Genomic DNA, 26,444 nt, shown 5'->3' on the forward strand with positions numbered 1-26,444 from the left:
GGGCGGAGTCCTTGACGGCAGAGGTTGATTGCCTTCCTAGTCCAAAGCCAGAATAGGGGCAATGCGGGGTAGGCGATCATGGCAAAACTGGCGTTTTTGGGCCTTGGGGTGATGGGCGCGCCGATGGCGGGGCATCTTGCTGCCAAGGGCCATCAAGTCACGGTTTATAACCGCAATCCGGCGAAATCGGCCGCTTGGGTGGCGCAGCATGCCGGGGCTTCAGCGGCGACGCCGCGAGAGGCCGCAAATGGTGCCGCATTTGTGATGGCTTGCGTTGGCAATGACGACGATCTGCGCAGCATTTGTCTTGGCCCGGATGGCGCTTTTGCCGGTATGAAGGATGCGATCTTCGTCGATCACACCACGGTTTCGGCGGCGGTCACGCGCGAGTTGTCGGCCATAGCCCTCGCGCAAGGCCTTGGCTTTGTCGATGCTCCGGTGTCGGGCGGCCAAGCCGGCGCAGAGAACGGCGTGCTCTCGGTGATGTGCGGCGGCGCGCAGGCGGATTACGACAAAGCCGAGCCGGTGATCGCCGCCTATGCCCGGATCTGTCGGCTTCTGGGCGAAAGCGGGGCAGGGCAGTTGGCGAAAATGATGAACCAGATCGCCATTGCCGGGCTCGTGCAGGGGCTGGCCGAGGCTTTGGCTTTTGGCGAGAAAGCTGGTCTCGATGGCGAAGCGGTGGTCGAGGTGATTTCTCAGGGCGCTGCTGGCTCGTGGCAGATGGTCAACCGCCACAAAACCATGCTGGCGGATAAATTCGATCACGGTTTTGCGGTGGATTGGATGCGCAAAGATCTGAAAATCTGTCTGGAAGCCGCCGACCAGATCGGAGCTTGCTTGCCAGTGACCGCTTTGGTCGATCAATTCTACAAGGACGTGCAGCGGATGGGCGGCGGACGCCACGACACCTCCAGCCTGATCCGGCGCTTGCGCTAAAGCGGTCGCGCCAAAACCAGCCAGTTCAACGCTTGAAGCGTCAGTTCGGCGCGCGCAATGTCGCGCCCGCCCATGTCATTGTCGAACCATCCGTTTGCCATAAAGTCCATGCGGAACTTGGCATTATGCAGCGTATTGATCCGGTCAACGATGCGGCTGCCGGGACGATCGTAGGCAATACGGCGAATACCGCCATCGGGCGTCACTCCCAGCCCGTGGCCCCAGGTCGGGTAGTCCTGTGCTGTGGTTAATTGTGTCACCTGACCGACCCGGCTGCGCTCACTTATTGCGCGTCCACCGACCCGTGTGTCGGGGTCGTTGTAGGTTTCCTCAATATAATCTGCGTCCATCACCAGCGCCATATAGAAGCCAAGCTCCATCGTATCGGCGGCAACCTGCCGCGCGCCGATGATATCACGGGTCGGTGCGCCGCTGAACAACCTCGCGGCCCGCATCGCGCGCGCACTGGCGTCTTTCTCATTCGCCGTCATGGTGAGATGGTCGCGAATATCCTGTGCCACAGCATGGGCGGCAGCAACCGCGCGCAACACATAAAGCTGCATGTCGTTTTGCAAGGTTTGCGGATTTTGCACAGCCCCAGCCGTGACAGGTGCCGCCGTCACCATCGCCTGAACCTGCGCCGAGGCCGCAGCCCCGATTTTTGTGCTGACCTCGGCCCAAACCTGCTCGACAATGAAGGTGCCGGGAACCGAAGCCGAGATTGAAGCCATCAGATTAAAGGTGCGCTGCATGTTGCGATTGCACACTTGCGTCAACGCCTGATCCACCGCGACCGAGGCAACCGTCGCCGCCTTGCCAAAAATCGCGCCCATCCCGGCCCCAAAACCAATGGTTGCAGCCGTCAGGAACAGGTCCAGCTTGAATTTATCCAGATCAGCCTGCGATTGCAGCGTTTCCTTAAACGAGGTATGCGCGACCACATAGGCATTCGCATAGGGCAGCACCCAATTTGCTTCATAAAGACGCTGAATATTTGCTAAATCGGCGATATAATCATCAATTAATGCCATGAAAACCTCCCAAAATGTCGGGCAAAGAATAAAAATATCAAATCTGTGTGAAGCTTAGGGCAGTTGCAAAATTCATGCAAGCGTCAGACGTGTCGCCAAAATGCTTACAAAACGCGCACCGAACCAGCAATGGTTTGGCAAAGCAGTTGCTTGGCAATTCCTAAACAGCAACCGCTAAGCCTTTGATCTGAAACGCACGAAAAAGCTGCGCGCGGGTGGCTGCTTAGACGATGATCCGGGTATATTTCACCCCAGACAGCGTCGCCCCCGCCATCAAACCCTGCTGGCCGAACACGAAAGCGATCACCGGGTCAAGCTCGGTGGTCTCTTTGCCAATCGAACCACCCTCATCCGGTGTTGCATAGCGGATATCGGCGCTGGCCGCCCATCCCGGCGAACGGCGGAAGTCCTGCAACGCCTGATCAGTGGTGAAAAACAACATATGGGCGTATTGTTGCGCGCCGATCTGAAAGCCGATCGAGGCTTTGGTGGCCGAATAATAATCCACCTTGGCGCCCTTGATCTCCAACACGCCGCGCCCGTAAGCACCGCCAAAGCCAAAGCCAGCTTCCGTCACCAAAGGCATCGTCAAAATCCCGCTGGAGCGGTTCGCCAACTGTTGGGTGCCCGGAAACTTGCCAAACAGATAGGCCTGCGTCTCCCGCACCCGCGCATCAATCTGCGCGCCGCCGTTCGAGCCCACGCCATTGCCGATCACCGTATTCTGGCAGGCCGAAACCAAGCCCACGCCGGTCAACGCCAAAAAGCCGCGTCTGGAAAAATCTGTCATATCCGCCCTCATGCCTCACAAGGGTTCTGTGACCCCGTTGCGCAAAGATTAGCGCGGTTTCGGCGGCTTGTCATCCGTCACCGCTTAGGCAAGCGCGCCTCCGCCGAGCAGTTTCGCCACCCGAGGCGCGAAATAGGTCAAAATCCCATCACAACCGGCACGTTTGAACGCCATCAGGCTTTCAACCATCGCTTTGTCGCCATCAATCCAGCCGTTTTGCGCAGCGGCCTGTATCATCGCGTATTCGCCGGACACCTGATAGGCAAAGGTCGGCGCGCCAAACATCGCTTTCGCCCGGTGGCAGATATCCAAATACGGCATCCCCGGTTTGATCATCACCATATCGGCCCCCTCGCGCAGATCGCGCTCAATCATCCGCAAGGCTTCATCGCCATTGGCCGGATTCATCTGATAGGTCTTCTTGTCGCCCTTCAGCGCACTCGAAGCCCCCACCGCATCGCGGAACGGGCCGTAAAACGCGCTGGCATATTTCGCCGCATAAGACATGATCGCGACATTCGTATGCCCATGCGCTTCCAAAGCAGAGCGTATCGCCCCAATCCGCCCGTCCATCATATCCGACGGCCCCAGAATATCCGCGCCCGCTTCGGCTTGCACCAAGGCCATCTTCACCAAGGCCAGAACGGATTCGTCGTTCAGAATGATGCCATCCTTAACCAAGCCGTCATGGCCGTTGGCGCTGTAGGGATCAAGCGCCACATCCGTCATCACCGCAATCTGCGGCACGGCTGCCTTGATCGCCCGAATGGCCCGGTTGGTCAGATTGTCAGGGTTCCAAGCCTCCTCACATCCAGTGGTTTTCAAACTGGGGTCGGTGTACGGAAACAGGCAAATCGCCGGAATCCCCAAAGCCGCCGCATCCTCCGCCGCTTTTACCACCAAATCCACTGACAACCGATTAACCCCTGGCATTGAGCTCACAGGTTCCGTCACTCCGACGCCATCGCGCACGAACACGGGCCAGATCAGATCACCCACGGTCAGGGTATTTTCCTGCACCAAAGCCCGCAAAGCTGGGCTGGTGCGCAGACGACGAAAACGGTTGGTCGGGGTCGGAGCAGAAATCGGGCGCATCGGTCTATCCTAAGACTGGCAAAAAGGCTTGCGGTTGGTGTCACTGCCTGACATGGAAAGAGCGACGTCTCAAGCAGACATTCGGGCGCAGGTAAAGGCAGGCTAAAGGCAATGAGGGCTTAAGGTGAATTTGTATCAAGTCCTGTTTGAATTGATCGACATGCGGTCGTTCTCAAACCTGTGGTATTGGATCATGCTGGCAGTGATGTGGTCGTCGGCCAGTCATTGGGTGCTGGGCGTGCCGTTCGATCTGATCAGTCGCGCGCGGCGTCAGGGTGGCACGTTGCAGGATGATCTGGAAGTTCTGGTGCGGATCAACACCGGGCGGATGCTATTTATCGCGCAAACCGCCGGAGTCTGGTTGGTGGCGTTTTTGTGCTTTATTTTGACCGCGCTGCTGGTTCTGGCGGTGTATTATAAGGTTGAATTCGCCCAAGCCGTGCTGTTCCTGCTGGTGCCGATGAGCATGCTGTCGCTGATGTCTTTGCGCACCGCTGGCCTGATCGTCGGTGGTCAGAACAGCGGTGAGGCGTTGCACCGTCGTCTGATCCGTCACAGGATCGCCACGCAAGCCCTTGGCATGGTGTCGATTTTCGTGACCTCGATGTTCGGCATGTATGCCAATTTGCACATCGGCGTGTTGGGGTAGGCCATGGCGGGCGCTGACCGGATCATTCTGGGCGGCGCGCCCGAAGGCTATGACGCCAAGCTGCTGGCCCGCGAACTTGCGCGTGGTGCCCCGGTTATGCACATCGCGCGCGATGACAAACGCCTGGAGGCGATGCGCGCCGCATTAAGCGTCATGGCCCCCAAAACCGTGGTGCTGGATCTGCCCGCTTGGGATTGCTTGCCCTACGACCGCATCTCGCCAAACCCCGAGATTCTGGCCCGCCGGATGTCCACCCTTGCGGCTTTGGCCTCGGGCTTTAACGGCCCGTTCGTGCTGCTCACCACTTTGAACGCCGCCATGCAGCGTCTGCCTGCCCGTAGCGTCATGCAAACCGCGTCTTTTGTCGCCCGCGTCGGTGATCACGTGGACGAGCGGCAACTGAAGGGTTTTCTGGCGCGGATGGGCTTTTCGCCCGTCTCGACCGTCGCCGAACCGGGTGATTTCGCTATTCGTGGCGGCATTGTTGATATTTTCCCACCCGGCGAAGGTGGCCCGGTGCGGCTGGATTTCTTTGGCGATGTGCTGGATGGCGCGCGCCGCTTTGATCCCGTGACCCAGCGCACCACCGAAAAGCTGAAAGCGGTTGAGTTCGCGCCGATGTCCGAGGTGATCTTGGACGATGCCGCAATTTCGCGGTTCCGGCAGAATTACCGCGTCGAATTTGGCGCGGGCGGCTCGGATGATCCTTTGTATGAAGCGGTTTCCGCTGGCCGCAAACATCAAGGCATGGAGCATTGGCTGCCGTTTTTCCACGCAGGGCTTGAGACGATTTTCGACTATCTGCCAAAGGCTTCGGTCCTGCTGGATGATCAAGTCACCGCCGCCCGCCTGTCGCGTTGGGAAGGCATCGCTGACCAATATGATGCACGGCACGAGGCGATGCATGCCAAGGGCCGGATGGATTCGGTCTATAAACCCTCCGCGCCGGGCCTGCTCTATCTCGACGACACCGCATGGGAAGCCGCCGTGGCCGATCACCGCGTCGTGCAACTGTCGCCGCTGCCGCAAGCGCCGGGGCCGGGGGTGCTGGATGCCCAAGGCCGAATTGGCCGCAGCTTCGCGCCAGAACGTCAGCAAGAAAACGTCAGCCTTTTCAGTGCGCTGTCAGCACATATTAAAGCATTGTCTCAAGATGCACAGGTCATCATCGCCTCTTGGTCCGATGGCGCGCGCGAGCGTCTTAAAGGCTTGCTTGACGATCAAGGTCTGCATAGCGCAAGGGAAATCAAAGACTTCCGCGATCTGCCCGAAGGACGCGGCGGCCTTTACCTGATGATTTGGGCGTTGGAGGCGGGCTTTACCGCCCCCGGCCTTGCGGTGATCTCGGAACAAGACGTGTTGGGCGACCGTTTGGTCAGCAAACCGCGCAAAAAGCGCAAGGCTGACAACTTCCTGCGCGAGGTCGATACTTTAAGCGTCGGCGATCTGGTGGTGCATGTCGAACACGGCGTTGGCCGCTATCTGGGGTTAGAGACCATCACCGCGTTGGGCGCGCCGCATGCCTGCGTCGCCTTGGAATATGCTGAAAACGCTAAACTTTATCTTCCAGTCGAGAATATCGAACTGCTGTCGCGCTACGGCCATGAAGAAGGTCTGCTCGACCGTCTCGGCGGCGGCGCATGGCAGGCGAAGAAGGCGAAACTCAAGCAGCGCATCCGCGAGATTGCCGACAAACTGATGCGCATCGCGGCTGAGCGCGCCCTGCGTCACGCCCCGATTCTGGAAGCGCCACACTCGATATGGGAGGCTTTCGCCGCCCGTTTCCCCTACACTGAGACCGACGACCAGCTTTCCGCCATCGGCGATGTGGTGGCCGATCTGGAAAAAGGCAGCCCGATGGATCGCCTGATCGTCGGCGACGTGGGGTTCGGGAAAACCGAAGTCGCGATGCGCGCAGCGTTTGTGGCGGCTTTGTCGGGGATGCAGGTGGCGGTGATCTGCCCCACAACCCTGCTTGCCCGCCAGCATTACCGCAGTTTTGTGGAACGCTTCCGGGGTTTTCCGATCAACATCAAACCACTGTCGCGGTTCGTGTCCAGCAAAGACGCCAACATCACCCGAACTGAAATGGCCGAGGGCAGGGTCGATATCGTCATCGGCACCCATGCGCTGCTCGCCAAAGCCATCCGCTTCAAAAACCTCGGCCTGTTGGTGATCGACGAAGAACAGCATTTCGGCGTCACCCACAAAGAACGCCTGAAGGAAATGCGCGCGGAGGTCCATGTGCTGACCCTGACCGCCACGCCCATCCCGCGCACGCTGCAACTGTCCCTCACCGGGGTGCGGGATCTGTCGATTATCGCCACCCCGCCGGTCGATCGTCTGGCAATCCGCACCTACATCAGCGAATTCGACACCATCACCATCCGCGAGGCGCTGCTGCGCGAACGCTTCCGGGGCGGGCAAAGTTTCTACGTCGTCCCCCGCATCTCTGATCTGCACGAGATCGAGGATTTCCTGAAAACTCATGTCCCAGAGGTCAGCTATGTCGTAGCCCACGGCCAGCTTGCGGCGGGCGATCTCGATGAGCGGATGAACGAATTTTACGACGGCAAATATAATGTGCTGATCGCCACTTCTATCGTCGAATCCGGTCTGGATATTCCCAGCGCCAACACCATGATCGTCCACCGCGCCGATATGTTTGGACTTGGACAGTTGTACCAGATCAGGGGCAGGGTAGGGCGCTCAAAAACCCGAGCCTATTGTTATCTCACCACAAAACCTCGCGCGCCGCTGACACCGCAGGCACTGAAGCGCCTGCGACTGATGGGGTCACTCGATAGTCTGGGTGCAGGGTTCAACCTTGCCAGCCACGACCTTGATCTGCGCGGTGCGGGTAACTTGCTGGGCGAGGAACAGTCCGGCCATATCAAGGAAGTCGGCTACGAGCTGTATCAGGCGATGCTGGAAGAAACGATTGCCAAGATCAAATCCGGCGAATTGCAGGGCCTAAGCGCCGTCGATGACCAATGGTCGCCGCAGATCAACCTCGGCGTGCCGGTGATGATCCCTGAGGCTTACATCCCTGATCTGGATATCCGTTTGGGCCTCTATCGCAGGCTGTCGAGCCTCGCAACCAAGGTTGAACTGGAAGGTTTCGCGGCTGAGTTGATTGACCGTTTCGGCCCGATCCCCAAGGAAGTGAACACCCTGATGCTGATCGTGCGGATCAAGTCGATGTGCAAACGTGCGGGCATTTCCCGCATCGACGCAGGCACCAAGGGTGCCACCGTGAAGTTTCACAACGACAAATTCGCCAATCCGGCGGGGCTGGTGGAGTTCATCAAAGCGCAGGGTCCGGCGGCGAAAATCAACGGCAACAAGATCGTGCTGATGGGCGAGATGAAATCGGACTCTGACCGCATCAAGGGTGCGTTCAACATCGCCCGCGATCTGGCTGAGAAGATCGTCAAGCCCAAAGGCTGACACCAGCCATGAAAAAAGCGCGCCCCGCAAAGGGCGCGCTATCACAGATCGAACCTATAGATCAGCGCTTGATCAACTGCATCAGCGCCAATGCCCCGGCAACAAACACCGCCACCCCCGCCATCAGCGGCAAAGCGGTGCCGTCAAACATCAGCCCGACCGGCACCGCCAGCACCACCGAAGCCACCGTCGCCACCGAAGTCATCACCGAGGCCGCCAAGCCCGCGATATGGCCGACAGGCTCCATCGCCAGCGCATTCAGGTTGCCCATCGTCATCGACATCATCGAAAAGAGGCCAATGCTCCAGACAATATGCAGCGGAAACGCCAGAACCTCGGGCATCGTGCCCGTGGCAATCAGCGCCAGCAGCATCAAAGTCAGCGCCAGCACCGATGCATAAGCCATCATGATCACTGGCCGCATCCCGATCCGCATCACCACGCGCGAGTTGATGATACTGCCCGAGGCCGAGCCCAACGCAATGAACGCAAACCATAGCGGAAAGCTTTCGGCGCGCTCAAAGCGTTGCTCGAAAATTCCCTGCATCGACGAAAGGCTGGCAAACAACGCCGCCATGGTCAGGGTCTGCGCTGCGATGGAAACCACCACGATGCGATGGGTGAACAATTCGCGCGTCGCCGCCACCAGCACCCAAAAATCCAGCGGGCGGCGGTGTTCCACAGCCAAAGTCTCATGCTGGCGCAACCCGAACCACAGCATGATCACCGCGACGATCAGGATGTAGACCAGAAAAATGCTCTGCCAGCCCGCCAATGCGATGATGCCTTGCCCCATCAGTGGTGCCACCGCAGGCACCATGATGAACACCATCATCACGAACGACATGATCTTGGCCATCTCGCGGCCCTTGAATTGATCACGCATGATCGCCATCGACACCACCCGCGCTGCGGCCACCGACATGCCTTGCAGCACGCGGGCGATCAGCAAAGTGTCCAACGAATTGGCGAAATAGCAGGCCAGCGCCGTCAGCGCATAAAGCCCCGCACCCGCATAGATCACCGGCTTGCGCCCGTAAGCATCCGACAACGGCCCGACAAACAGCGTCCCCAGCCCCATGCCAAACACAAAACTGGTGATCACCAACTGCGCCCGGTTCGGCGCATCGGGCGACAAAGCGCTGGCAATCTGCGGCAAAGCCGGCAGCATCGCGTCAATCGAGATCGCCACCATGGCGAAAAGCGCCGCTGTCAGGGCAATAAACTCGCCCTGCGATATGCGTTTGGTCGGGGTCATTTCACTTACTTTCTTCGGTGGCTTTGGCCACCAGTTCTTCGATCACCTGCGCCCAAACCTCGGGAGGTTGCGCGCCAGAGACGACATATTGTTGGGCGATCAGAAAGGTTGGCACCGCCGTGACGCCTTTTTTACGCGCATCGACATCGCGGGCGCGCAGATCATCCATATCGGCATCAGTGGCAAGCAGCCGCGCCACAGCCGCCGGGTCCATCCCGACTTCCTCGGCAATATCGACCAGTTCCTCGGTATCGCCAATATCACGGCCATCGCGCCAATAGGCCCGGAACAAAGCCGATACCATCGCTGCCTGCTTGCCCTCAATTCCCGCCCAATGGATCATGCGGTGCGCGTTCATCGTCTTGGGCAGCATCTCCGGCTTATCAGGGTCCATCGCCACGCCCGCCGCTTTGGCAATCTGACGCAGGCGGTCATGGATCGCATCAACCTTGGCCGCACCGCCCAGACGCTTGGCCAGATAGGCGCGCTTTTCCACCCCCTCGGCGGGCATATCCGGGTTCAACTGAAACGGATGCCATGCAATCACAAACGGATGATCGGCATGGGCTTCCAACGCCCGGTCCAGATGGGCTTTGCCGATCAGGCACCACGGGCACACCGGATCAGAGAAAATATCAAGGCGGATCATCGCAAGGCTCCGAAAACATCGCAGGGGGCTATTCAAACCGAATGGTTCAGTTCGATACCGCCATCCGCCCGCCGCCGCAATCCGCCATCCACGCACAGCCCTGTTGCATTGGTTGCACGCAAGGCGGCTATGCCGTATGGGAAAGCCATGTCTAGTGACCCCAAACGCATGATCCGTATCGCCCGCGACTCCGGCCAAACCGTGCCGGAGCCGCTCGATTTGGGCATCCGGGTGCGTGAGTTGCGCAAAGCCAAGGGCTGGACACTGGAACAGGCCTCGGTGCAGGCGGGTCTGGCGCGATCCACCCTGTCGAAGATCGAAAACGGCCAGATGTCGCCGACTTACGATGCCCTGAAGAAACTCGCGCAGGGCATGGCAATCTCGGTGCCGCAACTGTTCACGCCCGCGCAAGCGCCGCAAGTTTCGGGCCGCATTGTGGTGACAAAATCCGGTGAGGGGCAGGCCCATGCCACCACCACCTACGAGCACGAACTGCTGGCAGGCTCGCTGACCAAAAAGCAGATGCTGCCCTACCGCGCCACCATCCGCGCCCGCGCGATGGAGGATTTCGACGGCTGGGTGCGCCATGAGGGCGAGGAATTTCTCTATGTGTTAACCGGGGTGATCCGGCTTTACACCGAGTTTTACGAGCCCGTCGATCTGCGCCGCGGCGACAGCGCCTATTATGATGCCTCGATGGGGCATAACGTGGTCAGCCTGTCGGAAGATGATGCGACCATTCTTTGGGTCACGTCGCTGGCGTAAAAACGCAACCCGAACCGAACGAAAACTCTGCGGGGCAGAGTTTTCCGGTGAGTTGCGCGTAAGGCGGAACGCCGTCGCGCAAGGGGCGTCATCCAACAAACCATCGCATGCAATCTGGCCGCGCCTGACTGCGCTGGCGCAATCGCGCCTGCCGCAGGGCAGGCAGGCGCGGCCAGATTTGTCTGCGGCCAAATCTGGCAAAACCCTTTTGGTTTCGCAACTTTGCCCACCACACCAAACCTGCTGCCTTGACCCTGCGCTTTGAACCATATCACTGTGGCGCAAGGGAGAAGTCAATGCGTCTGGCCTTGCTGACGGATATCCACGCCAATCGCGAGGCGTTCGAGGCTGTCTTGGCAGACCTCGCGCAGCGTCAGATTGATCGGCTGGTGTTCCTTGGCGATATCGTAGGCTACGGCCCCGATCCCGGCTGGTGCATTGATCAGGTCGAATCGCACGTCGCCAAGGGCGCTATAGCCTTGCGCGGCAACCATGACCGCGCCATAGGCACCGCCGATAACATCCTGAACGCCAATGCCCGCCGGGTGATCGACTGGACGGTGAACCGCCTGAACGCGCGGCAAAAGCTGTTACTGTCCGAACTGCCGTTGACGGTGCAGGATGGCGATACCTTGTTCACCCACGCCTCGGCGAATGATCCGGCCGACTGGCTCTATGTCACCTCTGCCGCTACCGCGCGGCCCAGCTTTCTGGTCTGCGATGCGCGGCTGATCTTTTGCGGCCATGTCCACCGGGCCGCCCTATACAGTTGCGATCTGGTGGGCCGCGTCAATCATCTGGAAATCGCCCCCGGCAACCCGATGCCGCTTTTGCAATCGCGGCGCTGGCTCGGCGTGATCGGTTCTGTCGGTCAGCCGCGCGATGGCAGCACTTTGGCCAGTTATGCGATCTTGGATCGCAGCCGCAATGAATTGACCTTCCGCCGCGTCGGCTATGATGCCACCACCACGGCGCGCAAATCGCGTGAGGCGGGTCTGCCAGAGGCGCTGGCGCAGCGTCTGATGAAGGGGATTTGAATGGCTGTCAGACCGCATCCGGGCTTGGAAATCAACGGCTTCACTTTGGGTGAGCAACTGCACAAAGGTGGCTTTGCGACGATCTGGGATGTCACCCACGCGCTCTATCGCACGCCGATGGTGATGAAAATCCCCACCATCCTTGATGGCTACGACGGCCCGACCATCGTGGGGTTTGAGGTTGAACAGATGATCATGCCGCGCCTGACCGGAATTCATGTGCCGCGTGTGATGGGGCAGGGCGATTTCGCGGTGATGCCCTATATCGTCACCGAGCGTATCCCCGGCGCCTCGATGTTCCAGCATTTCAAACGCGCGCCACGCCCCTTGGCCGAGGTGATTGAACTGGCCGCCCGGATGGCCGAAGCCGTGCATGACATTCACCGCCAGCATGTGATCCACCTTGATCTGAAGCCCGACAATTTCCTGCAACGGCCCTCAGGCGAGATGGTCTTGATCGACTACGGCCTGTCGCGCCATGACCAGTTGCCAGACCTTCTGGCCGAAGAATTCACCATCCCGATGGGCACTTTCCCCTATATCGCCCCCGAACAATACCTGCGCCAACGCGGCGATCTGCGTTCCGACCTCTACGCTTTGGGCGCGATGATTTATGAGTTGGCGACGGGCAAGATGCCGTTCGGCCAACCCGAGAAGCTAAGCCAAGTCAAACAACGCCTGTGGCGCGACCCGGTGCCACCCCGCGCGCTGCGCCCCGACATCCCCGAATGGCTGCAAGAGATCATCCTGCGCGCGCTCGAAGTCGATCCCGCCAACCGCTACCAATCCGCAGCCCAGATGATTTTTGATCTGGCAAACCCAATGCAAATCCGCCTGACGGCGCGTGGCCACAAGACAGGGCGCGACACCGCGCTGACCGTATTCAACCGCTGGCGGCAGATGCGCAATCTGAAAGCCTTCGCAGCCCCGCCCTCGGTCGCGGCCCAAATCGAGCGCGCCCCGATCCTGCTGGTCGCCGTTGATCTGTCGCCCGAGATGGAACCGCTGTCGCAAGCGATCTATCTGCAAATCAAACGCATGCTGGTCAATCGCCCCGATGCCCGCGTCGCTTGCGTCAATGTGATCAAAACCGCGCGGCTGGGCATTGATCCCAGCACCGACGCCGATGGCACCAACCTGCATGTAGCACGCCTTGTCGGGTTAAAGACTTGGGCCGAGGGCATTGATCTGACCGATGATCGCCTGACCTACACCATTCTGGAAAACACCGACCCGGCGACGGCGATCATCGACCATGCCGAAGTCACCCGCGTCGATCACATCCTGATGGGCGCGCGCGGTCATTCCAGCACGCGGCGGTTCCTCGGTTCAGTGTCAGCCAAAGTGGTGGCCGAAGCCGCCTGTTCCGTCACCGTGATCCGGCTGCGCGATACTGGCGAGCCAGAGGCGACTTAACTCAGTTAAACCAACCGCCGACCCGCTGCGCGCCCGCCGAAACATCGCGGCCCATGCCGTCAACCGTGCCACACCCCGTCAGCGCAGTCAGCACCAGCATCATCATCATTTTGCGCATCGGTTTACTCCTGATACCACCAGACCTCGGGCTGAAACCCCGGCCAGTCGCCGTAAATTGGCAATTTCGCCGGGAAATGCAACTGCTTGGCATGCGCGATGCGGCCAATATTTTGATACCACACCGGCACCACATAGCGCCCCGAGGTCAGAACCCGATCCAGTGCCTGCACTGCCGCCACAAAATCCGTGCGATCCACCGAGGACAGCATGGTCTGCACCAGCCCATCCACCGCAGGCGAGTTGATCCCCGCCCAATTCCGCGACCCCGGCGCCACGCCATTGGCAGCCCCCCAATAGCGCAACTGCTCGGTCCCCGGCGACAGCGACAAAGCGATGATCTGCTGCGTCATGTCGAAATCATAAAGGTTGGTGCGCTCGGTGTATTGGGCTGCATCCACCGTGGTCAGCTTGGCTGCAATACCCACCTGCGCCAAGGCCTCGATATAGATGTTGGCGGCCGCGATATAATCATCCGCGCCATTGCTCAGCAGGATTTCAAACGTAAACGGCACCCCCTTGGCATCCTTCAACACGCCATCCTGCACCGTCCATCCGGCTTCTTCCAGCAGCGCATTGGCGCGGCGTAAATTCGCCCGGTTGCTCGGTTTGCCATCCGAGACCGGCAGCGCAAAGCCCTCAATCGCGCCGGGCAGCAGATCGGCCTTATGCGCCTGCAACAGCGCCAGAACCTTGCCCTGCGCCGGGTTCGCCACATCGCCCGCAAGCACAGAGTTGCTGTAATAGCTGGTGATTCGCGGCACCGCCCCGCCGTTGAGGGTCTGGTTGATAAGCTCGAAGTTGAACACGTCGATCAGCGCCTCGCGCACCCGCCAATCGGCAAAAATTGGCTTACGGGTGTTGAACACAAAGCCGTCAATCCCCGAAGGCCGCTGATGCGGGATTTCCGATTTCACCACATCGCCCGACACCACGGCAGGAAAGCCGTAGTTCTGCTGCCACTTCATCGGATTGGTCTCACGGTAACTGCTCAGATCGCCGGATTTGAACGCCTCAAAATGCACATCCGGGTTGCCGAAATACTCCACCCTTATCTCATCGAAATTGTGCATCCCCTTGTAGAACGGCAGATCACGGCCCCACCAATCCGGGTTTTTCTTATAGCTGACAAAACGCCCGGCCTCGAATTTATCGACCACATAGGGCCCCGACCCAATCGGCGGCTCCATCGTCGTTGCACTGAAATCCCGCCCCACCCATTGCGCCTTTTGCAAAACCGGGCGCATCCCCAGCAGCAACGGCAGTTCGCGATTCTCGGCCCCAAAGGTGAACTTCACGGACCGGACACCGGTTTTCTCGGCCTTCGCCACCGCCTGATACGCCGGCGCATAGCGCGGATTGCCCAATGTTCCCAAGGTTTCAAACGACCACAGCACATCTTCCACCGTCACCGGGCTGCCGTCCGAGAATTTTGCAGCCTCACGCAAAGTAAATTCCACGTAGGTCCGGGCCGCATCCGTCTCGACCGATTCGGCCAGAATCCCATACAGTGAGAACGGCTCATCAAAGGAACGCCCCAAAAGCGTCTCGGTGGTGAACAAAGAAATCCCACTCGGCGCGCGGCCCTTCAGGATGAACGGGTTCATTGAATCGTAACTGCCGTTCTCGCCCGTAACGATACGGCCCCCCTTCGGGGCATCGGGGTTGGCATAGGGCAGCGACACAAAATCCGGTGGCAGCGCAGGCTCGCCATACATAGCTATGCCATGCGTCGGCTGCGCTTGCGCGAATCCCCCCCCGATTCCCACAACAGAAACCAGCGCCAGACCAAGCCCAAAGCTGCGCAAAATAGCGAAAAAATCCCGGTTCATTCTGGCAACAATCCCCCGCAGCCTGTTTTTATTGATCCCCAACCTATGCGGGCAATCCAACCTTTTCAAACTTTTAACTTGGAGTGCGCCCGCAACAGGGCTATAAGATACCTACTGCTCGATAGGTTTCTTGCCTGTATGAAACCTGCCTCAATAACTTAACGCCCGCTTCGTGCGGGCGTTTTTTTTGGGCGGCATGCCCGCAAACTATCCTATGAAAACAAAAAGACCCCCGGAAACCGAGGGCCTTTTGGCGCTGTGTTCAGGGCCGGGGGTTCAGGGCAGGGTGCTTACAGCAGCCCCGCCTCTTTCACGCTTGATCCATCGGCGAAATTTTTCACCTCCAGCGCGTGCAGATCGACGTTGTTCAAAATCACCGTGATCTCACCATAATGGTATAGTACGGTCCTGCCGAACTGCTCGGCATGTTCCAGAAAATCCTTATAGGCTTCCTCAGCCGACCCCGCCAACAGATTGACCAGCACATCCGAGGCATCAAGATCCTGAACAGTCAGATGTCCGGCCTGTTTGGCGTTGAACACGAAAGCATCGCTGCCGCGTCCACCGCTGGCAATATCATCGCCACCATTGCCAAAGATCAGATCATTGCCCTTGCCGCCGCTCAGCAGATCATTATCACCGCCGCCGCGCATCGTATCGTGGCCAACGCCGCCAAACAGGCTGTTGCGCCCGTTGTCGTCGGTCAGCCAATCGTTGCCTTGGCCGCCATTCAGCAAGTCATCGCCCTTGCCGCCGTCCAGATGATCATTGCCCTTGCCGCCATAGACCTTGTCATCGCCGCCATTGGCTTCGATGATATCGGCGAATTTCGAGCCGACCAGCTTGTCATTATAATCTGTCGCCGAGGTGTAGGATTTTTCCTTCGAGAAATAGCTGTAAGAGGTCGCATCATGCAGGTTGATCAGCTTTTCAAAGCGCTCCATCATCACTTTGCTGTGGTTCCAAAAACTGTCGCCCAACAGCTCGGCCATCTTGTCGGCGCTGTAGCCGATGCCACTGACCTGCTGCACCCATTCCTGTTGCGGCTTTTTGCCCGAAGTCAGGTAGCTGGTCAGCACCACATCGTCGATCTCGCCACCAAGCAGCCGCCCGGTTTCGGTATCATAGCTAAGACCAACGCCCCGGATCGTCACTTCGATCGCGGTGGTCTCAGAGGTCATCATCCGCATCACATAAAGCGTTGAGGTCAGCGTCATCGTGGTGTCTGGCATCGCCGTAGTCCTTTGGATCAAAGCGCCGATGCCAGATGGCCCGCGCGCTGTGTGTTAAACGTTGCCAACGGTTATGGCTTGGCACTGTGGCGTTGTATCGGCGCAATTTGGCTAAAATTACGTTGATTTTGGCACGCAAACCAGTTCCGGCCCTTGCCTGCGCGGGCAGGGCATCACCTCCAAAGCAAGCTGCCGCGGCTACGTGCTGACGCCGCTGCCCAACGCGCAGATCCCCGATCAGATGAAGGTCCACGACACCGATCATAAGACTGTCATTCGGGAGGTGATGCTGCCCGCCGTCACGGCAGTTTGCCACGGCAGTTTGCCACGGCAGAGCAGATTGGCGGCACCACGATCTCGGTCAATGGCGGTTGGACGGCATTGTGAATGGCAGGGTGCGTGCTTGCACGCACCGCCCAAAGGTTAACCGAAGATGAACGCCACCTCTCTAACCCTTTGAAAACACACAAACCGCAAGCCTGTCCACGCGTGGACAACCGCTACCTTGCAGCCAGTGCCGCCACGGTTTCCTTCGCCTGCGGATAGACCAGCCCTGCCGAGACGATCATTTTCACCGCCTCATCCGCCTTCATATCCAGAAAAATCACGTCGCGTTCCGGCACGAACAGCAGCATCCCCGAGGTCATCGGGGTCAGCCCGACAAACACCGCCACCATCGGCGTGCCCCCCGGCAGCTTGGCGGCAATCTCGCCCTTCGGGGTGGTCGCCACCATCCCCACCGCCCAATAGCCAGCACGGGGAAACTCGACCAGACAGGTGCGATCAAAGCTTTTCTCAGACTTCGCAAAGAACGTCTCGGTGATCTGTTTCAACCCCGAATAGACCGACCGCACCAGTGGCACGCGGTCCACCACCGTTTCGGCCTGCCGCATCACGGTGCGCCCAATCAAGCCCCGCGCCAGCCAGCCGACAAGGGCGGTGAACACCAAAAACACCAGCACACCCACACCGCGCACCGGAAAGTTCACTTCCGGCCCGAACCAGCGGTGCAGCAAAGCCTCGGGCTGATAATTGTGCGGGATCAGTGGCAGGATCCAGCCATCAATATAGCCGATCACCCCCCAGACGACATAAATCGTCAAACCGACCGGCAGCACCACGACAAGGCCCGTCAGGAACGAGGACCGAAAGCCGGCAAGCATAGAGCGGCGCGGATGGGGGTCGGACATAAAAGCTCCTTGGTTTTCCCGGCAACCTAAGCAGCCGCCCGCATCATCACAATGGCTTTACCCGCGCTGCACGACAATTTCGCGCGCAATCGCAGCCCCCAGCCGCGCGTTGTTCAAAACAAGGGCGATGTTGGAGACAAGCGAGCGGCCAGCGGTCAACTCGAAGATGCGCTGCAGCAGGAAGGGGGTGACCTCTTTCGCAGCGATCCCCTGTGCAGCCGCCTCAGACAGAGCCTGCTCAATCGCCGGATTGATCTCATCGCGCGGGATTTCATCGGCGAGCGGGATCGGATTGGCCACCAACTGCCCCCCCGGCAGACCCAACCGCGTCCGCATCAGTTGCGCCGCCGCAATCTCTGCCGCCGTATCCATCCGCAGCGGTGCTTTCAGCCCGGAATCCCGCGACCAGAACGCCGGGAACGCATCTTGCCCGAAGGCGATCACCGGCACGCCCTTGGTTTCCAGATATTCCAGCGTTTTCGGCAGATCGAGGATGGCTTTCGCCCCCGCCGCAATCACCGTCACAGCGGTTTCTCCCAGTTCCGGCAGATCGGCGGAAATATCAAACGACAACTCCGCCCCGCGATGCACGCCACCAATGCCGCCCGTGGCAAACACATCAATCCCGGCCAGACGCGCGCAGATCATCGTCGCCGCCACCGTCGTCGCCCCCACAGCGCCCTTGGCAATACAGGCCGCAATATCAGCGCGCGAGATTTTCATCACCTCGGGCGCCTGACCCAAAGCATCCAGTTGTTGATCGGTCAGCCCGATCAGAATACGCCCACGCATCACAGCAATCGTTGCCGGGGTCGCCCCATGCGCGCGGATTTCAGCCTCAACTGCGCGGGCTGCCTGAACATTCTGCGGAAACGGCATCCCATGCGTGATGATGGTGGATTCCAGCGCCACAATAGCGGTGCCAGCGGCCCGGGCGGCGGCGACTTCGGGCGAGAAGCTAAGCAGATCATTCATGACGGTTGTTCTCCTGAAACATAGATAGCGGCAGCTTGCAGCGCTGCGGCAAGTGCGGCCTCACGCGCGCAGCCTTGACGTTCGGCAACGATATGCGCCGCCATGAAGGTATCGCCCGCTCCGGTAATCCGCGTCACCATCACGGGCGGTGGTGCGGCAGTGATCACGCCCGCGCCATGGCGTCCCTCGGCGCAGGCCTTGCCGCCATTGGTCACCAGCACATGCGCCGCACCATGCAAAAGCAACCCCTCGGCAGCGTCAGCGGCGGTGTCATAGTGCGCATGGCCAATCAGACCCGCTTCCTCAAGGTTCACATAAAGGGTCGCAGTCGGATGGTTCAGCAGCGGCAACAGCCGTTCCGCCTTTCCGGGGCTGGCCGGAGCGACACGCAGGTCAGCACGGGCAAACAGCGGCGAATGCGCGATCTCGGACAACAGTGCAACTGTCAGATTGCCATCCAAAGCCACCATGCCCGACCACGGATTCTCCGCCGACCCCAATCGGCCATCGGCAAGCGGGCGCAAAATCTTGTCGCCAGCCGCCTCCAGCGAATGTGCATCGGCGATGGCCGCGATCAGGCCATTGCCGCCCTCGATTGCCATGTAGATGTCGGTCGGCAGGTCTTCTGATCGGTAAAGCTGATCTGTCATCATGCCCATGCGCAGGCAAGCCGCCACCAGCTCATCGCCTTCCTCATCCTGACCCACCGCAGACAGCAGGGCAGGGATCAGCCCAAACCGCGCCAGCGTCATCGCAATATTCATCGCAACGCCCCCCGGCAACCGGGTGATCCGACCGGGCACGTCAGAGCCAAGCCGCATCGCGATGGATGAGCGGCCAATGATGTCCCATAAAACGGACCCGATGCAGAGGATGTCTGGTGTCATGGCTGTGTCATCGCAAGACTGGGTGGGAATTTCAAGCGGTCCCGCTTGCCAGATTTGGCCGCAGACAAATCTGGCCGCGCCTGCCTGCCCCTCGGCAGGCGCGATTGCGCCAGCCCAGTCAGGCGCGGCCAGATTACCTGATGTTCGGTTTGTGGGGCAAACCCCCTTGCGCGACGGCGTTCCGCCTTACACGCAACGAAGCGGAAAACGCTCCCCCGGAGCGTTTTCTTTCGCTTCGGCTCAAGCCTGCCCCATCCGGTTCCAAGCATTCAAGCCAGCCACCTTATAAGCTTCGGCCAAAGTCGGATAATTAAACGTGTTCTGCACAAAGAAATCCACCGTGCCATGCAGGTTGATCACCGCTTGGCCGATATGGATCAACTCGGTCGCCCCTTCACCTACAATATGCGCGCCCAGCAGACGCCGGGTGTTCATATCGAAAATCAGCTTCGGAAACCCCGCCGCCACCCCCATGATATGCCCGCGCGAGGTTTCGCGAAACCGCGCGATGCCGCATTCATAAGCAATCCCCTGCGCACGCACCTGTTCTTCCGACAACCCCACCGTGGAAATCTCGGGCACCGCATAGATGCCATAGGGGAAGGTCTCCGGCGGCGGGGGCAAAATGATACCAAACGCATGACAGGCCGCAACCCGCCCCTGTTCCATCGAGGTCGAGGCGAGGCTTGGAAACCCAATCACATCCCCCGCCGCATAGATATTCGGCACGCTTGTCTGAAACGTATGCGGATCAACTTTCAATCGCCCGCGGCTGTCCACCTCAATCCCCACCGCCTCAAGGTTTAATGACGCCACATTCCCCGTCCGTCCCGCCGCATAAAGCAGAATCTCGGAGTGAACCCGCCGCCCATCCATCAGCGTCACATCGACACCGCCCGCGCCCGACGCAATCTCTTTCACCGCAGACCCAAGCCGGATGTTCATCCCGCGCTCGCGCATCTGATGGATGAAATCATCGCAAATCTCACGATCCACGAAATCCAGGATCGCATCGCGCGCCTCAATCAGCGTCACCGGCACATCCAAAGCCGAGTAGATCGTGGCATATTCGACGCCAATCACCCCGCCGCCAATCACCGTCAAACTGCGCGGAATCCGCTCCAGTTCCAGAAACTCATCGCTATCAAACACGCGGGTCTTATCAAACGGCACGTTATCTGGCCGGTGCGGCCGCGTCCCCACCGCGATCAAAGCGTGCTTGAAGCCGACCTGACTGACCTCACCCGCTTCCGTCGTCAACTCCACCTGATTGGCACTGACAAACCGCGCGGTGGCAAAAATGCTTTGCACCGTGTTGCGCATGAACTGGTGCTGCAACACCTCAACCTCGTGATCCAAAGTCTTGTGCAAACGCTCCACCAGATCAATCGCCTGAATGTCCTTTTTCACCCGGTAGCCGCGCCCATAAAACCCACGCTCGCGCCAGCCCGACAGGTTCAAAACCGTCTCACGCAGGGTCTTTGACGGAATGGTGCCCGTATGCACCGACACCCCGCCCAACCGCCGCCCCTTGTCCACCACCAGCACCGATTTGCCCAGTTTGGCCGATTGCACCGCCGCCCTGCGCCCGGCAGGACCCGAGCCGATCACCAACATATCCACGAATTCCATCTGTATTCCTTTGGGCATTTCATCAAAGCAAAGCCACTTCGCCCCCGCTAAAACAAGGTTACTGTTACCCCCACATCATGCAAATTCTGTGAACATGGGTTTTCTGCCTAATCCACTTGCATCCCTGCCGACCTTCGGCTAAAGCCGCCTCACTTCACAGGTGAGGCTTGGGCTTTGCGGGGAGAAATCCCGTAAACTCCGCCGGTTGGACCGCAAGGTCTAAGACAGCTTCGCCGAGGATTAAACCGGAAAAGGATAAGACATGGCTCTTCCCGAGTTCTCCATGCGTCAGCTGCTTGAAGCAGGCGTTCACTACGGCCACCAGACCGCACGCTGGAACCCCAAAATGGGCCCGTATATCTACGGTGACCGCAATGGCATCCACATTCTAGACCTGACGCAGACCGTTCCTTTGCTGGATCAGGCGCTGAAAGTCGTGCGCGATACCGTCGCCAAAGGCGGCCGCATCCTGTTCGTCGGCACCAAGCGCCAGGCCCAAAAGCCAGTTGCTGAAGCTGCCGAGCGTTGCGCACAATTCTACATGAACCACCGCTGGCTCGGTGGTACGCTGACCAACTGGAAAACCGTTTCCCAGTCGATCGCGCGTCTGAAAACCATTGACGAACTTCTGGGTGCAGGCGGCGAAGGCCTGACCAAAAAAGAGCGTTTGATGATGGAACGCGACCAGTCCAAGCTGCAAGCCTCGCTTGGCGGCATCCGCGAAATGGGCGGCACCCCCGATCTGATCGTGGTCATTGACGTGGGCAAAGAAGATCTCGCGATCCTTGAAGCGCAAAAGCTGGGCATCCCGGTCGTTGGCATCGTTGACACCAACAACTCGCCCAAAGGCGTCACCCACGTGATCCCCGGCAACGACGACGCTGCCCGCGCAATTCAGCTTTATTGCGAGCTGATCGCCAAAGCTGCCCTCGACGGTATGTCGGCACAAATGGGCGCCGCTGGTATCGACCTTGGCGCTTTGGAAACCGCACCGGAAGAAGAAGCTATCGCTGACGCCTGATCTGGCTTTACGCGACTGATACACGGCGGGGATACGGCTTAGGCCCGGTTCCCGCCGCACTCATTTCTTGAATTTCAGGAGACTGAACATGACCGTAACCGCTCAAATGGTTAAAGAACTGCGTGATTCCACCGGCGCAGGCATGATGGACGCGAAAAAAGCCTTGGTTGAAACCGAAGGCAACATGGAAGCCGCCGTCGATTGGCTGCGCACCAAGGGTTTGGCGAAAGCCGCGAAGAAAGCGGATCGTGTGGCCGCCGAAGGTCTGGTTGGCATCGCCGTTGCCGGCGGGCGTGGCGTGGCGGTTGAGATCAACTCGGAAACCGACTTCGTTGGCAAAAACGCTGACTTCCAGGCGATGGTGCATAACATCACCAAAACCGCTTTCCGCGCGCATAATCTTGAAGAGCTGAAAAATGCCGATCTGGCTGGCCAACCCGTTCACATCGTGATTTCGGAAGCTGTTGCAACCATTGGCGAAAACATGAACCTGCGCCGCATGGCCTCGATTGAGGGCGATCATGTAGCCGCCTACGTTCACAACTCGGTGGCTGACGGTCTTGGCCGCATCGGCGTGCTGGTGGCGATCAAGGGCAGCGAGCATACGTTTGCCAAGCAAGTCGCGATGCATGTCGCGGCCACCAACCCGCTGGCACTGTCCGAAGCCGATCTTGACCCGGTTGTGGTCGAGCGTGAATTGGCAGTGCAAACTTCCAAAGCTTTGGAAGAAAACGCAGCCTCGGCCAAGCCAAAACCCGATGCAGTGATCCAGAACAACATCATTCCCGGCCGGATGAAGAAATTCCTCGCCGAGAACACCCTGATGGGCCAGATGTTCGTGATGAACCCCGAAATCACCGTCGCCGAAGCGGCCAAGCAAGCTGGCGTTGAGATTCTCGGTTTCGTCCGTATGGGCGTCGGCGAAGGCATCGAGAAAGAGAAAGAAGATTTCGCAGCCGAAGTTGCGAAAATGGTTTCGGCCTGATCTTTCGGGCAGGTTTCAGGGCAGGGGGCTGGTGGCAACACCAGCCCCTTTGCTTTTTCACACTATATGTTGTGTAAAACGAGCCATAATGACATCAAAAGCACAAGTCACTCCCAGCGGGGAAAAATTTGCACGCTTTGCCTGAGGCAATGCGCATCCCGCAAAAATGAAACAGACGGCACAGCTCCGGGGGCTGTGCCGTCCTGCGCCGCACCACGGGGATGAGGATCAGCGCAACTGCAAGGCACTGCGGGCTGAATAAGCCGCAACGCCGGACCAGGGCAGGGGGAGCGCCCCCAATTTTTGCAGAGATGTCCTGTCTGAAAATGCAAACCGACATCGCCTGCTGTCCCAAAGGCCGAAGCCTTTACTCACGGAACAAGATTAGAATGTCAGTTTACCCAAGCGTGGCCTAGTCGGGGAATCCTTACCTTGCGGCCACAGGAACCGGGCTGGCATCGGTTGGATTGCGCTGAAAGATCAGGTTCATCAGGGCTGCTTTCGCAACGGCCTGTGCCGTGGTGTCCACCGACAAAGTATCACGCGCAAGGCGCAGATGCTTTTCCACCATCGCCGCCGAAACCCCCATCAGCATGGCAACATCCTGACTGGTCTTGCCATCAGCAACCCATTCCAAAGCCTCACGCTGGCGGGCAGTCAAGGCGCGGCGACGGTTAGAAAACGGCAGTTGGATCAGCCGCAGATGCAGCATATTGGCGACGGCCAGCAACTCATCATGTTTCTCGGCAAACAGCGCATCTACGGCTTCTGCACTGATCCCCGGATCAGCGATCAGCCCCAGCGCGCCCTTAGCCCGCGCAGATGTCTCTGGAAAACTGATGGAAATTCCCGCCGTGATGCCCATGGCAACGTTGTGCTTCACGGTCTCGATTTCCTCTGGCGAAAGCTTGCCCGCCAGCATCGCCTCGCGCACCCAAGTCCAGGTGCAGGCCCCTTCATTGCTCTGCGCCCAGCGAAACGCCGAGGTCTTGGCATAGAACCCATTGCGGAAATAGCCCTTGGCATAGGCGTCGCTGCCAGTGGTCAGAAACAGCGCATCATCCGGGTCGCCAATGGTGCGGGTGGATCGAAACCGGGTAAAGCCCTAATTCACCAACCCAAACCCCAGCGAGGCAAAATACCGCGTCGCCAGCCGCCAGACATCGTCGGCACTGGTGCTTTGCGCAATATTCACCAACAGCGCATAGCCTGCTGTCACGATCTGTCCCGTCCGGCTGTATCCCCGCTCTGATCCATAGGCCGGAAACCGCCGCAAGTCGAGCAGAATACAGGGCAGGGTTGTGGGCTAAGCTGTTGCCGACGCCCGGATTGCCGCAATATTCACGCCGTAAGGTGCAGGATTACCCACCGAGCCGCCCTTGAACACCGCAGATCCCGCGACCAGTACATCCGCGCCCGCAGCCACCACCAACGGAGCCGTCTCCACCGTCACGCCGCCGTCAATCTCGATATGAATCGGGCGGTCCCCAATCATCTTGCGCAATGTACGGATTTTCTCAATCTGCGAATGAATAAACTTCTGCCCACCAAACCCCGGATTGACCGTCATCACGCAGACCATATCCACCATGTCCAAAAGATGCACCACAGCCTCAATCCCAGTGCCCGGATTGATTGCCAGACCCGCCATTTTCCCCGTCGCCCGAATGGCTTGCAAGGTGCGGTGAATATGCGGCCCAGCCTCCAGATGCGCCGAGATCAGATCCGCACCAGCCTCAGCAAACGCCTCGATGTAGGCGTCGACCGGAGCGATCATCAGATGCACATCCATGAAACCCTTGATATGCGGCCGGATCGCCGCACAGGTCGCAGGCCCAAAAGTGATGTTCGGCACAAAATGCCCATCCATCACATCAACATGCACCCAATCCGCACCCTGATCCTCAATCGCGCGACACTCAGCCCCAAAGTTGGCAAAGTCGGCCGCAAGGATAGAGGGCGCAATCTTGATTTGGCGGCTGAAAGTCATGGCAGGTTCCATCTGGGGCAAGTTGCGGGTTCATAGCCCAATTCACGCGGTTTGGTCCAGTCCTAGATACCATACATATTACATAATTATCATTACAGGATAAAAGGATGCACCCAGACAAACATATGCCCTATCGTGAACTTCCAAGATTTAAGAGAGTTGGTGCACCCAGCACGATTCGAACGTGCGACCTTCGCCTTCGGAGGGCGACACTCTATCCAGCTGAGCTATGGGTGCCTACTATTGCTATAACGGTTACGGCCTTGGGCTGCAACGCAAAATCAGCCAAAAAGTTCGTGACACAGCTCCAAAGCCGAGATCAGCGCGTCGACTTCCTCAGTGGTGTTGTAAAGCCCGAACGACGCCCGGCAAGTTGACCCGACACCGAAATGCTGCATCAATGGCATCGCGCAATGCGTGCCCGCCCGCACCGCAATACCACGCTTGTCCAGCACGGTTGAGATATCATGCGCATGGGCTTGACCTTGCAGTATAAAAGAGAAAATCGCGCCTTTGGTTTCTGACGTTCCTTGCACGGTCAGCCAGTTCAGCCCAGCCAGTTTCGCGCGGGCATAGTCCCGCAAACCGCGCTCATGGGCGGCAATATTCGCCATACCAAGACCCGAGAGATAGTCCAGTGCCACGCCCAGGCCGATCTGCTGCACGATGCCCGGCGTGCCAGCCTCAAACTTCATCGGCGGGTCGTTATAGGTCACGCTGTCGCGCGTCACCTCGCGGATCATATCGCCGCCACCGAGGAAGGGCCGCATCTCGGCCATCCGATCCGCTTTGATGAACATCGCCCCGGAACCACTCGGCCCGTATAGTTTATGCCCGGTGATGGCATAGAAATCGCAGCCTATGGCTTGCACATCCACCGCGCTATGCACCACCGCTTGGCTGCCGTCAACCAGCACCGGAACCCCCCGCTCTTGCGCCCCCCGGCAGATCGCAGTGACATCAACAACGGTGCCTAACACATTGGACATATGGGTAATTGCGATCAACTTGGTGCGCGGTGTGATCGCATCCAGCACCGCTTGCGGGTCGAGATCACCCTTGTCATCAACCTCGACCCATTTCAGCACCACCCCCAAGCGTTCGCGCAGGAAATGCCACGGCACGATATTGGCGTGATGCTCCATGATCGACAGCACGATCTCATCGCCCGCCTGAAACCGCGGTGCAGCCCAAGCGTAAGAGATCAGATTGATGCCTTCGGTCGCCCCCGTGGTAAAGACAATCTCATGCTCGGACCCGGCGTTCAGAAACCGCGCAATCTTGCCGCGTGTGGCCTCATACTTGTCGGTCGCAAGATTAGAAAGGTAGTGCAAACCCCTGTGAACATTCGCATATTCCATCGAATAAGCTTGGTTCACCGCATCAATCACCGCTTTGGGCTTTTGCGCAGACGCGCCATTGTCTAAGTAAACCAGCGGCTTGCCATTGACTTGCCGCGCCAAGATCGGGAAATCACTGCGAATTTTTGCGATATCATACATGA

At 59.0% G+C, this 26,444-nt stretch carries 24 protein-coding genes, 1 tRNA gene and 1 pseudogene; 9 read left to right on the forward strand and 17 right to left on the reverse strand.

All coding sequences use genetic code 11. The features are described from left to right. Positions 1 to 78 precede the first annotated feature (78 nt). Entirely contained in the window at positions 79 to 939 is an 861-nt protein-coding gene (locus tag ACP7AP_RS15035; RefSeq protein ID WP_426035160.1) for an NAD(P)-dependent oxidoreductase, read from the forward strand. On the opposite strand, the gene ACP7AP_RS15040 is transcribed toward ACP7AP_RS15035, so the two are convergent. The 3 genes from ACP7AP_RS15040 to hemB all read right to left on the reverse strand — a co-directional run bounded on the left by ACP7AP_RS15040 (position 936) and on the right by hemB (position 3,855). Next, positions 936 to 1,970 carry a hypothetical protein gene (locus ACP7AP_RS15040; RefSeq protein ID WP_426035162.1) on the reverse strand — a complete coding sequence of 345 codons (1,035 nt, stop codon included), beginning with the start codon at positions 1,968 to 1,970 and terminating at the stop codon, positions 936 to 938. The two genes, ACP7AP_RS15035 and ACP7AP_RS15040, sit on opposite strands and share 4 nt — an antisense overlap. Positions 1,971 to 2,193: 223 nt before the next feature. Beyond that, a complete protein-coding gene (locus ACP7AP_RS15045; protein ID WP_426035164.1) occupies positions 2,194 to 2,760 on the reverse strand; it encodes a YSC84-related protein in 567 nt (188 codons plus the stop codon). Between the two features lie 84 nt (positions 2,761 to 2,844). Continuing rightward, the gene (hemB, locus tag ACP7AP_RS15050) at positions 2,845 to 3,855 is read right to left on the reverse strand and encodes a porphobilinogen synthase (protein ID WP_426035166.1); all 1,011 of its coding nucleotides are present in this window, start codon (positions 3,853 to 3,855) and stop codon (positions 2,845 to 2,847) included. A 124-nt stretch (positions 3,856 to 3,979) separates the two neighbouring features. On the opposite strand from hemB, the gene ACP7AP_RS15055 reads away from it, so the two are divergent. Beyond that, positions 3,980 to 4,504 carry a component of SufBCD complex gene (locus ACP7AP_RS15055; protein ID WP_426035168.1) on the forward strand — a complete coding sequence of 175 codons (525 nt, stop codon included), beginning with the start codon at positions 3,980 to 3,982 and terminating at the stop codon, positions 4,502 to 4,504. 3 nt (positions 4,505 to 4,507) lie between these two features. After that, positions 4,508 to 7,954: a transcription-repair coupling factor gene (mfd, locus tag ACP7AP_RS15060; RefSeq protein WP_426035170.1), complete on the forward strand. Its 3,447-nt coding sequence runs from the start codon at positions 4,508 to 4,510 to the stop codon at positions 7,952 to 7,954. A gap of 61 nt (positions 7,955 to 8,015) precedes the next feature. On the opposite strand, the gene ACP7AP_RS15065 is transcribed toward mfd, so the two are convergent. Both ACP7AP_RS15065 and ACP7AP_RS15070 read right to left on the reverse strand, forming a co-directional pair. Beyond that, complete coding sequence (locus ACP7AP_RS15065; RefSeq protein ID WP_426035172.1) at positions 8,016 to 9,212, reverse strand: multidrug effflux MFS transporter; 1,197 nt, start codon at positions 9,210 to 9,212, stop codon at positions 8,016 to 8,018. Position 9,213: 1 nt separating this feature from the next. Next, positions 9,214 to 9,861 carry a DsbA family oxidoreductase gene (locus ACP7AP_RS15070; RefSeq protein WP_426035174.1) on the reverse strand — a complete coding sequence of 216 codons (648 nt, stop codon included), beginning with the start codon at positions 9,859 to 9,861 and terminating at the stop codon, positions 9,214 to 9,216. A 147-nt stretch (positions 9,862 to 10,008) separates the two neighbouring features. On the opposite strand from ACP7AP_RS15070, the gene ACP7AP_RS15075 reads away from it, so the two are divergent. From ACP7AP_RS15075 to ACP7AP_RS15085, 3 genes are all read left to right on the forward strand, one after another. Continuing rightward, positions 10,009 to 10,626 carry a helix-turn-helix domain-containing protein gene (locus ACP7AP_RS15075; protein WP_426035176.1) on the forward strand — a complete coding sequence of 206 codons (618 nt, stop codon included), beginning with the start codon at positions 10,009 to 10,011 and terminating at the stop codon, positions 10,624 to 10,626. Between the two features lie 296 nt (positions 10,627 to 10,922). Next, the gene (locus ACP7AP_RS15080; RefSeq protein ID WP_426035178.1) at positions 10,923 to 11,663 is read left to right on the forward strand and encodes a metallophosphoesterase family protein; all 741 of its coding nucleotides are present in this window, start codon (positions 10,923 to 10,925) and stop codon (positions 11,661 to 11,663) included. After that, entirely contained in the window at positions 11,664 to 13,079 is a 1,416-nt protein-coding gene (locus ACP7AP_RS15085; protein WP_426035180.1) for a protein kinase domain-containing protein, read from the forward strand. It begins immediately after the preceding gene. A 1-nt stretch (position 13,080) separates the two neighbouring features. Here the strand turns inward: ACP7AP_RS15085 and ACP7AP_RS15090 are convergent, their stop codons facing one another. The 4 genes from ACP7AP_RS15090 to ACP7AP_RS15105 all read right to left on the reverse strand — a co-directional run bounded on the left by ACP7AP_RS15090 (position 13,081) and on the right by ACP7AP_RS15105 (position 16,525). Further along, on the reverse strand, positions 13,081 to 13,197 hold the full coding sequence (locus tag ACP7AP_RS15090; protein WP_426035182.1) for an entericidin EcnA/B family protein: 117 nt from the start codon (positions 13,195 to 13,197) through the stop codon (positions 13,081 to 13,083). 4 nt (positions 13,198 to 13,201) lie between these two features. After that, the gene (locus ACP7AP_RS15095; protein WP_426035184.1) at positions 13,202 to 15,028 is read right to left on the reverse strand and encodes an extracellular solute-binding protein; all 1,827 of its coding nucleotides are present in this window, start codon (positions 15,026 to 15,028) and stop codon (positions 13,202 to 13,204) included. Between the two features lie 290 nt (positions 15,029 to 15,318). Continuing rightward, positions 15,319 to 16,260, reverse strand: coding sequence for a calcium-binding protein (locus tag ACP7AP_RS15100; protein WP_426035186.1), 942 nt, complete (start codon positions 16,258 to 16,260; stop codon positions 15,319 to 15,321). Continuing rightward, positions 16,199 to 16,525 carry a hypothetical protein gene (locus ACP7AP_RS15105; protein ID WP_426035236.1) on the reverse strand — a complete coding sequence of 109 codons (327 nt, stop codon included), beginning with the start codon at positions 16,523 to 16,525 and terminating at the stop codon, positions 16,199 to 16,201. Before ACP7AP_RS15105 ends, ACP7AP_RS15100 begins: the two co-directional genes overlap by 62 nt. Here ACP7AP_RS15105 and ACP7AP_RS15110 point away from each other — a divergent pair. Further along, positions 16,424 to 16,647, forward strand: a pseudogene (locus ACP7AP_RS15110) (3-hydroxybutyrate dehydrogenase); the annotation flags it as partial. The gene ACP7AP_RS15105 and the pseudogene ACP7AP_RS15110 sit on opposite strands and share 102 nt — an antisense overlap. A 113-nt stretch (positions 16,648 to 16,760) precedes the next feature. Here ACP7AP_RS15110 and ACP7AP_RS15115 read toward each other — a convergent pair. The 4 genes from ACP7AP_RS15115 to sthA all read right to left on the reverse strand — a co-directional run bounded on the left by ACP7AP_RS15115 (position 16,761) and on the right by sthA (position 20,944). Then, positions 16,761 to 17,450, reverse strand: a complete 690-nt coding sequence (locus tag ACP7AP_RS15115) for a DUF502 domain-containing protein (RefSeq protein WP_426035188.1) — start codon at positions 17,448 to 17,450, stop codon at positions 16,761 to 16,763. 57 nt (positions 17,451 to 17,507) lie between these two features. Next, positions 17,508 to 18,425, reverse strand: a complete 918-nt coding sequence (locus ACP7AP_RS15120; RefSeq protein ID WP_426035190.1) for a pseudouridine-5'-phosphate glycosidase — start codon at positions 18,423 to 18,425, stop codon at positions 17,508 to 17,510. After that, the gene (locus tag ACP7AP_RS15125; RefSeq protein ID WP_426035192.1) at positions 18,422 to 19,312 is read right to left on the reverse strand and encodes a PfkB family carbohydrate kinase; all 891 of its coding nucleotides are present in this window, start codon (positions 19,310 to 19,312) and stop codon (positions 18,422 to 18,424) included. The genes ACP7AP_RS15120 and ACP7AP_RS15125 overlap by 4 nt, the downstream gene beginning before the upstream one ends. Positions 19,313 to 19,552: 240 nt before the next feature. Then, positions 19,553 to 20,944, reverse strand: coding sequence for a Si-specific NAD(P)(+) transhydrogenase (gene sthA / locus ACP7AP_RS15130; protein ID WP_426035194.1), 1,392 nt, complete (start codon positions 20,942 to 20,944; stop codon positions 19,553 to 19,555). Positions 20,945 to 21,206: 262 nt separating this feature from the next. Between sthA and rpsB the strand changes: the two genes are divergently transcribed. Next, the gene (gene rpsB, locus ACP7AP_RS15135) at positions 21,207 to 21,965 is read left to right on the forward strand and encodes a 30S ribosomal protein S2 (protein WP_426035196.1); all 759 of its coding nucleotides are present in this window, start codon (positions 21,207 to 21,209) and stop codon (positions 21,963 to 21,965) included. A gap of 88 nt (positions 21,966 to 22,053) precedes the next feature. After that, the gene (gene tsf, locus ACP7AP_RS15140) at positions 22,054 to 22,950 is read left to right on the forward strand and encodes a translation elongation factor Ts (RefSeq protein ID WP_426035198.1); all 897 of its coding nucleotides are present in this window, start codon (positions 22,054 to 22,056) and stop codon (positions 22,948 to 22,950) included. 427 nt (positions 22,951 to 23,377) lie between these two features. On the opposite strand, the gene ACP7AP_RS15145 is transcribed toward tsf, so the two are convergent. The 4 genes from ACP7AP_RS15145 to ACP7AP_RS15160 all read right to left on the reverse strand — a co-directional run bounded on the left by ACP7AP_RS15145 (position 23,378) and on the right by ACP7AP_RS15160 (position 26,442). Further along, positions 23,378 to 24,025 (reverse strand): helix-turn-helix transcriptional regulator, encoded by a 648-nt coding sequence (locus ACP7AP_RS15145; protein WP_426035234.1) that lies wholly within the window; start codon positions 24,023 to 24,025, stop codon positions 23,378 to 23,380. Between the two features lie 231 nt (positions 24,026 to 24,256). Beyond that, positions 24,257 to 24,940, reverse strand: a complete 684-nt coding sequence (rpe, locus tag ACP7AP_RS15150) for a ribulose-phosphate 3-epimerase (RefSeq protein WP_426035200.1) — start codon at positions 24,938 to 24,940, stop codon at positions 24,257 to 24,259. 160 nt (positions 24,941 to 25,100) lie between these two features. After that, a tRNA-Arg gene (locus ACP7AP_RS15155) sits at positions 25,101 to 25,177 on the reverse strand. Between the two features lie 44 nt (positions 25,178 to 25,221). Then, positions 25,222 to 26,442 carry a cysteine desulfurase gene (locus ACP7AP_RS15160; protein WP_426035202.1) on the reverse strand — a complete coding sequence of 407 codons (1,221 nt, stop codon included), beginning with the start codon at positions 26,440 to 26,442 and terminating at the stop codon, positions 25,222 to 25,224. Positions 26,443 to 26,444 lie beyond the last annotated feature (2 nt).

It is taken from the genome of Cypionkella sp. TWP1-2-1b2, from assembly GCF_049896245.1.
Classification (GTDB): domain Bacteria; phylum Pseudomonadota; class Alphaproteobacteria; order Rhodobacterales; family Rhodobacteraceae; genus Cypionkella.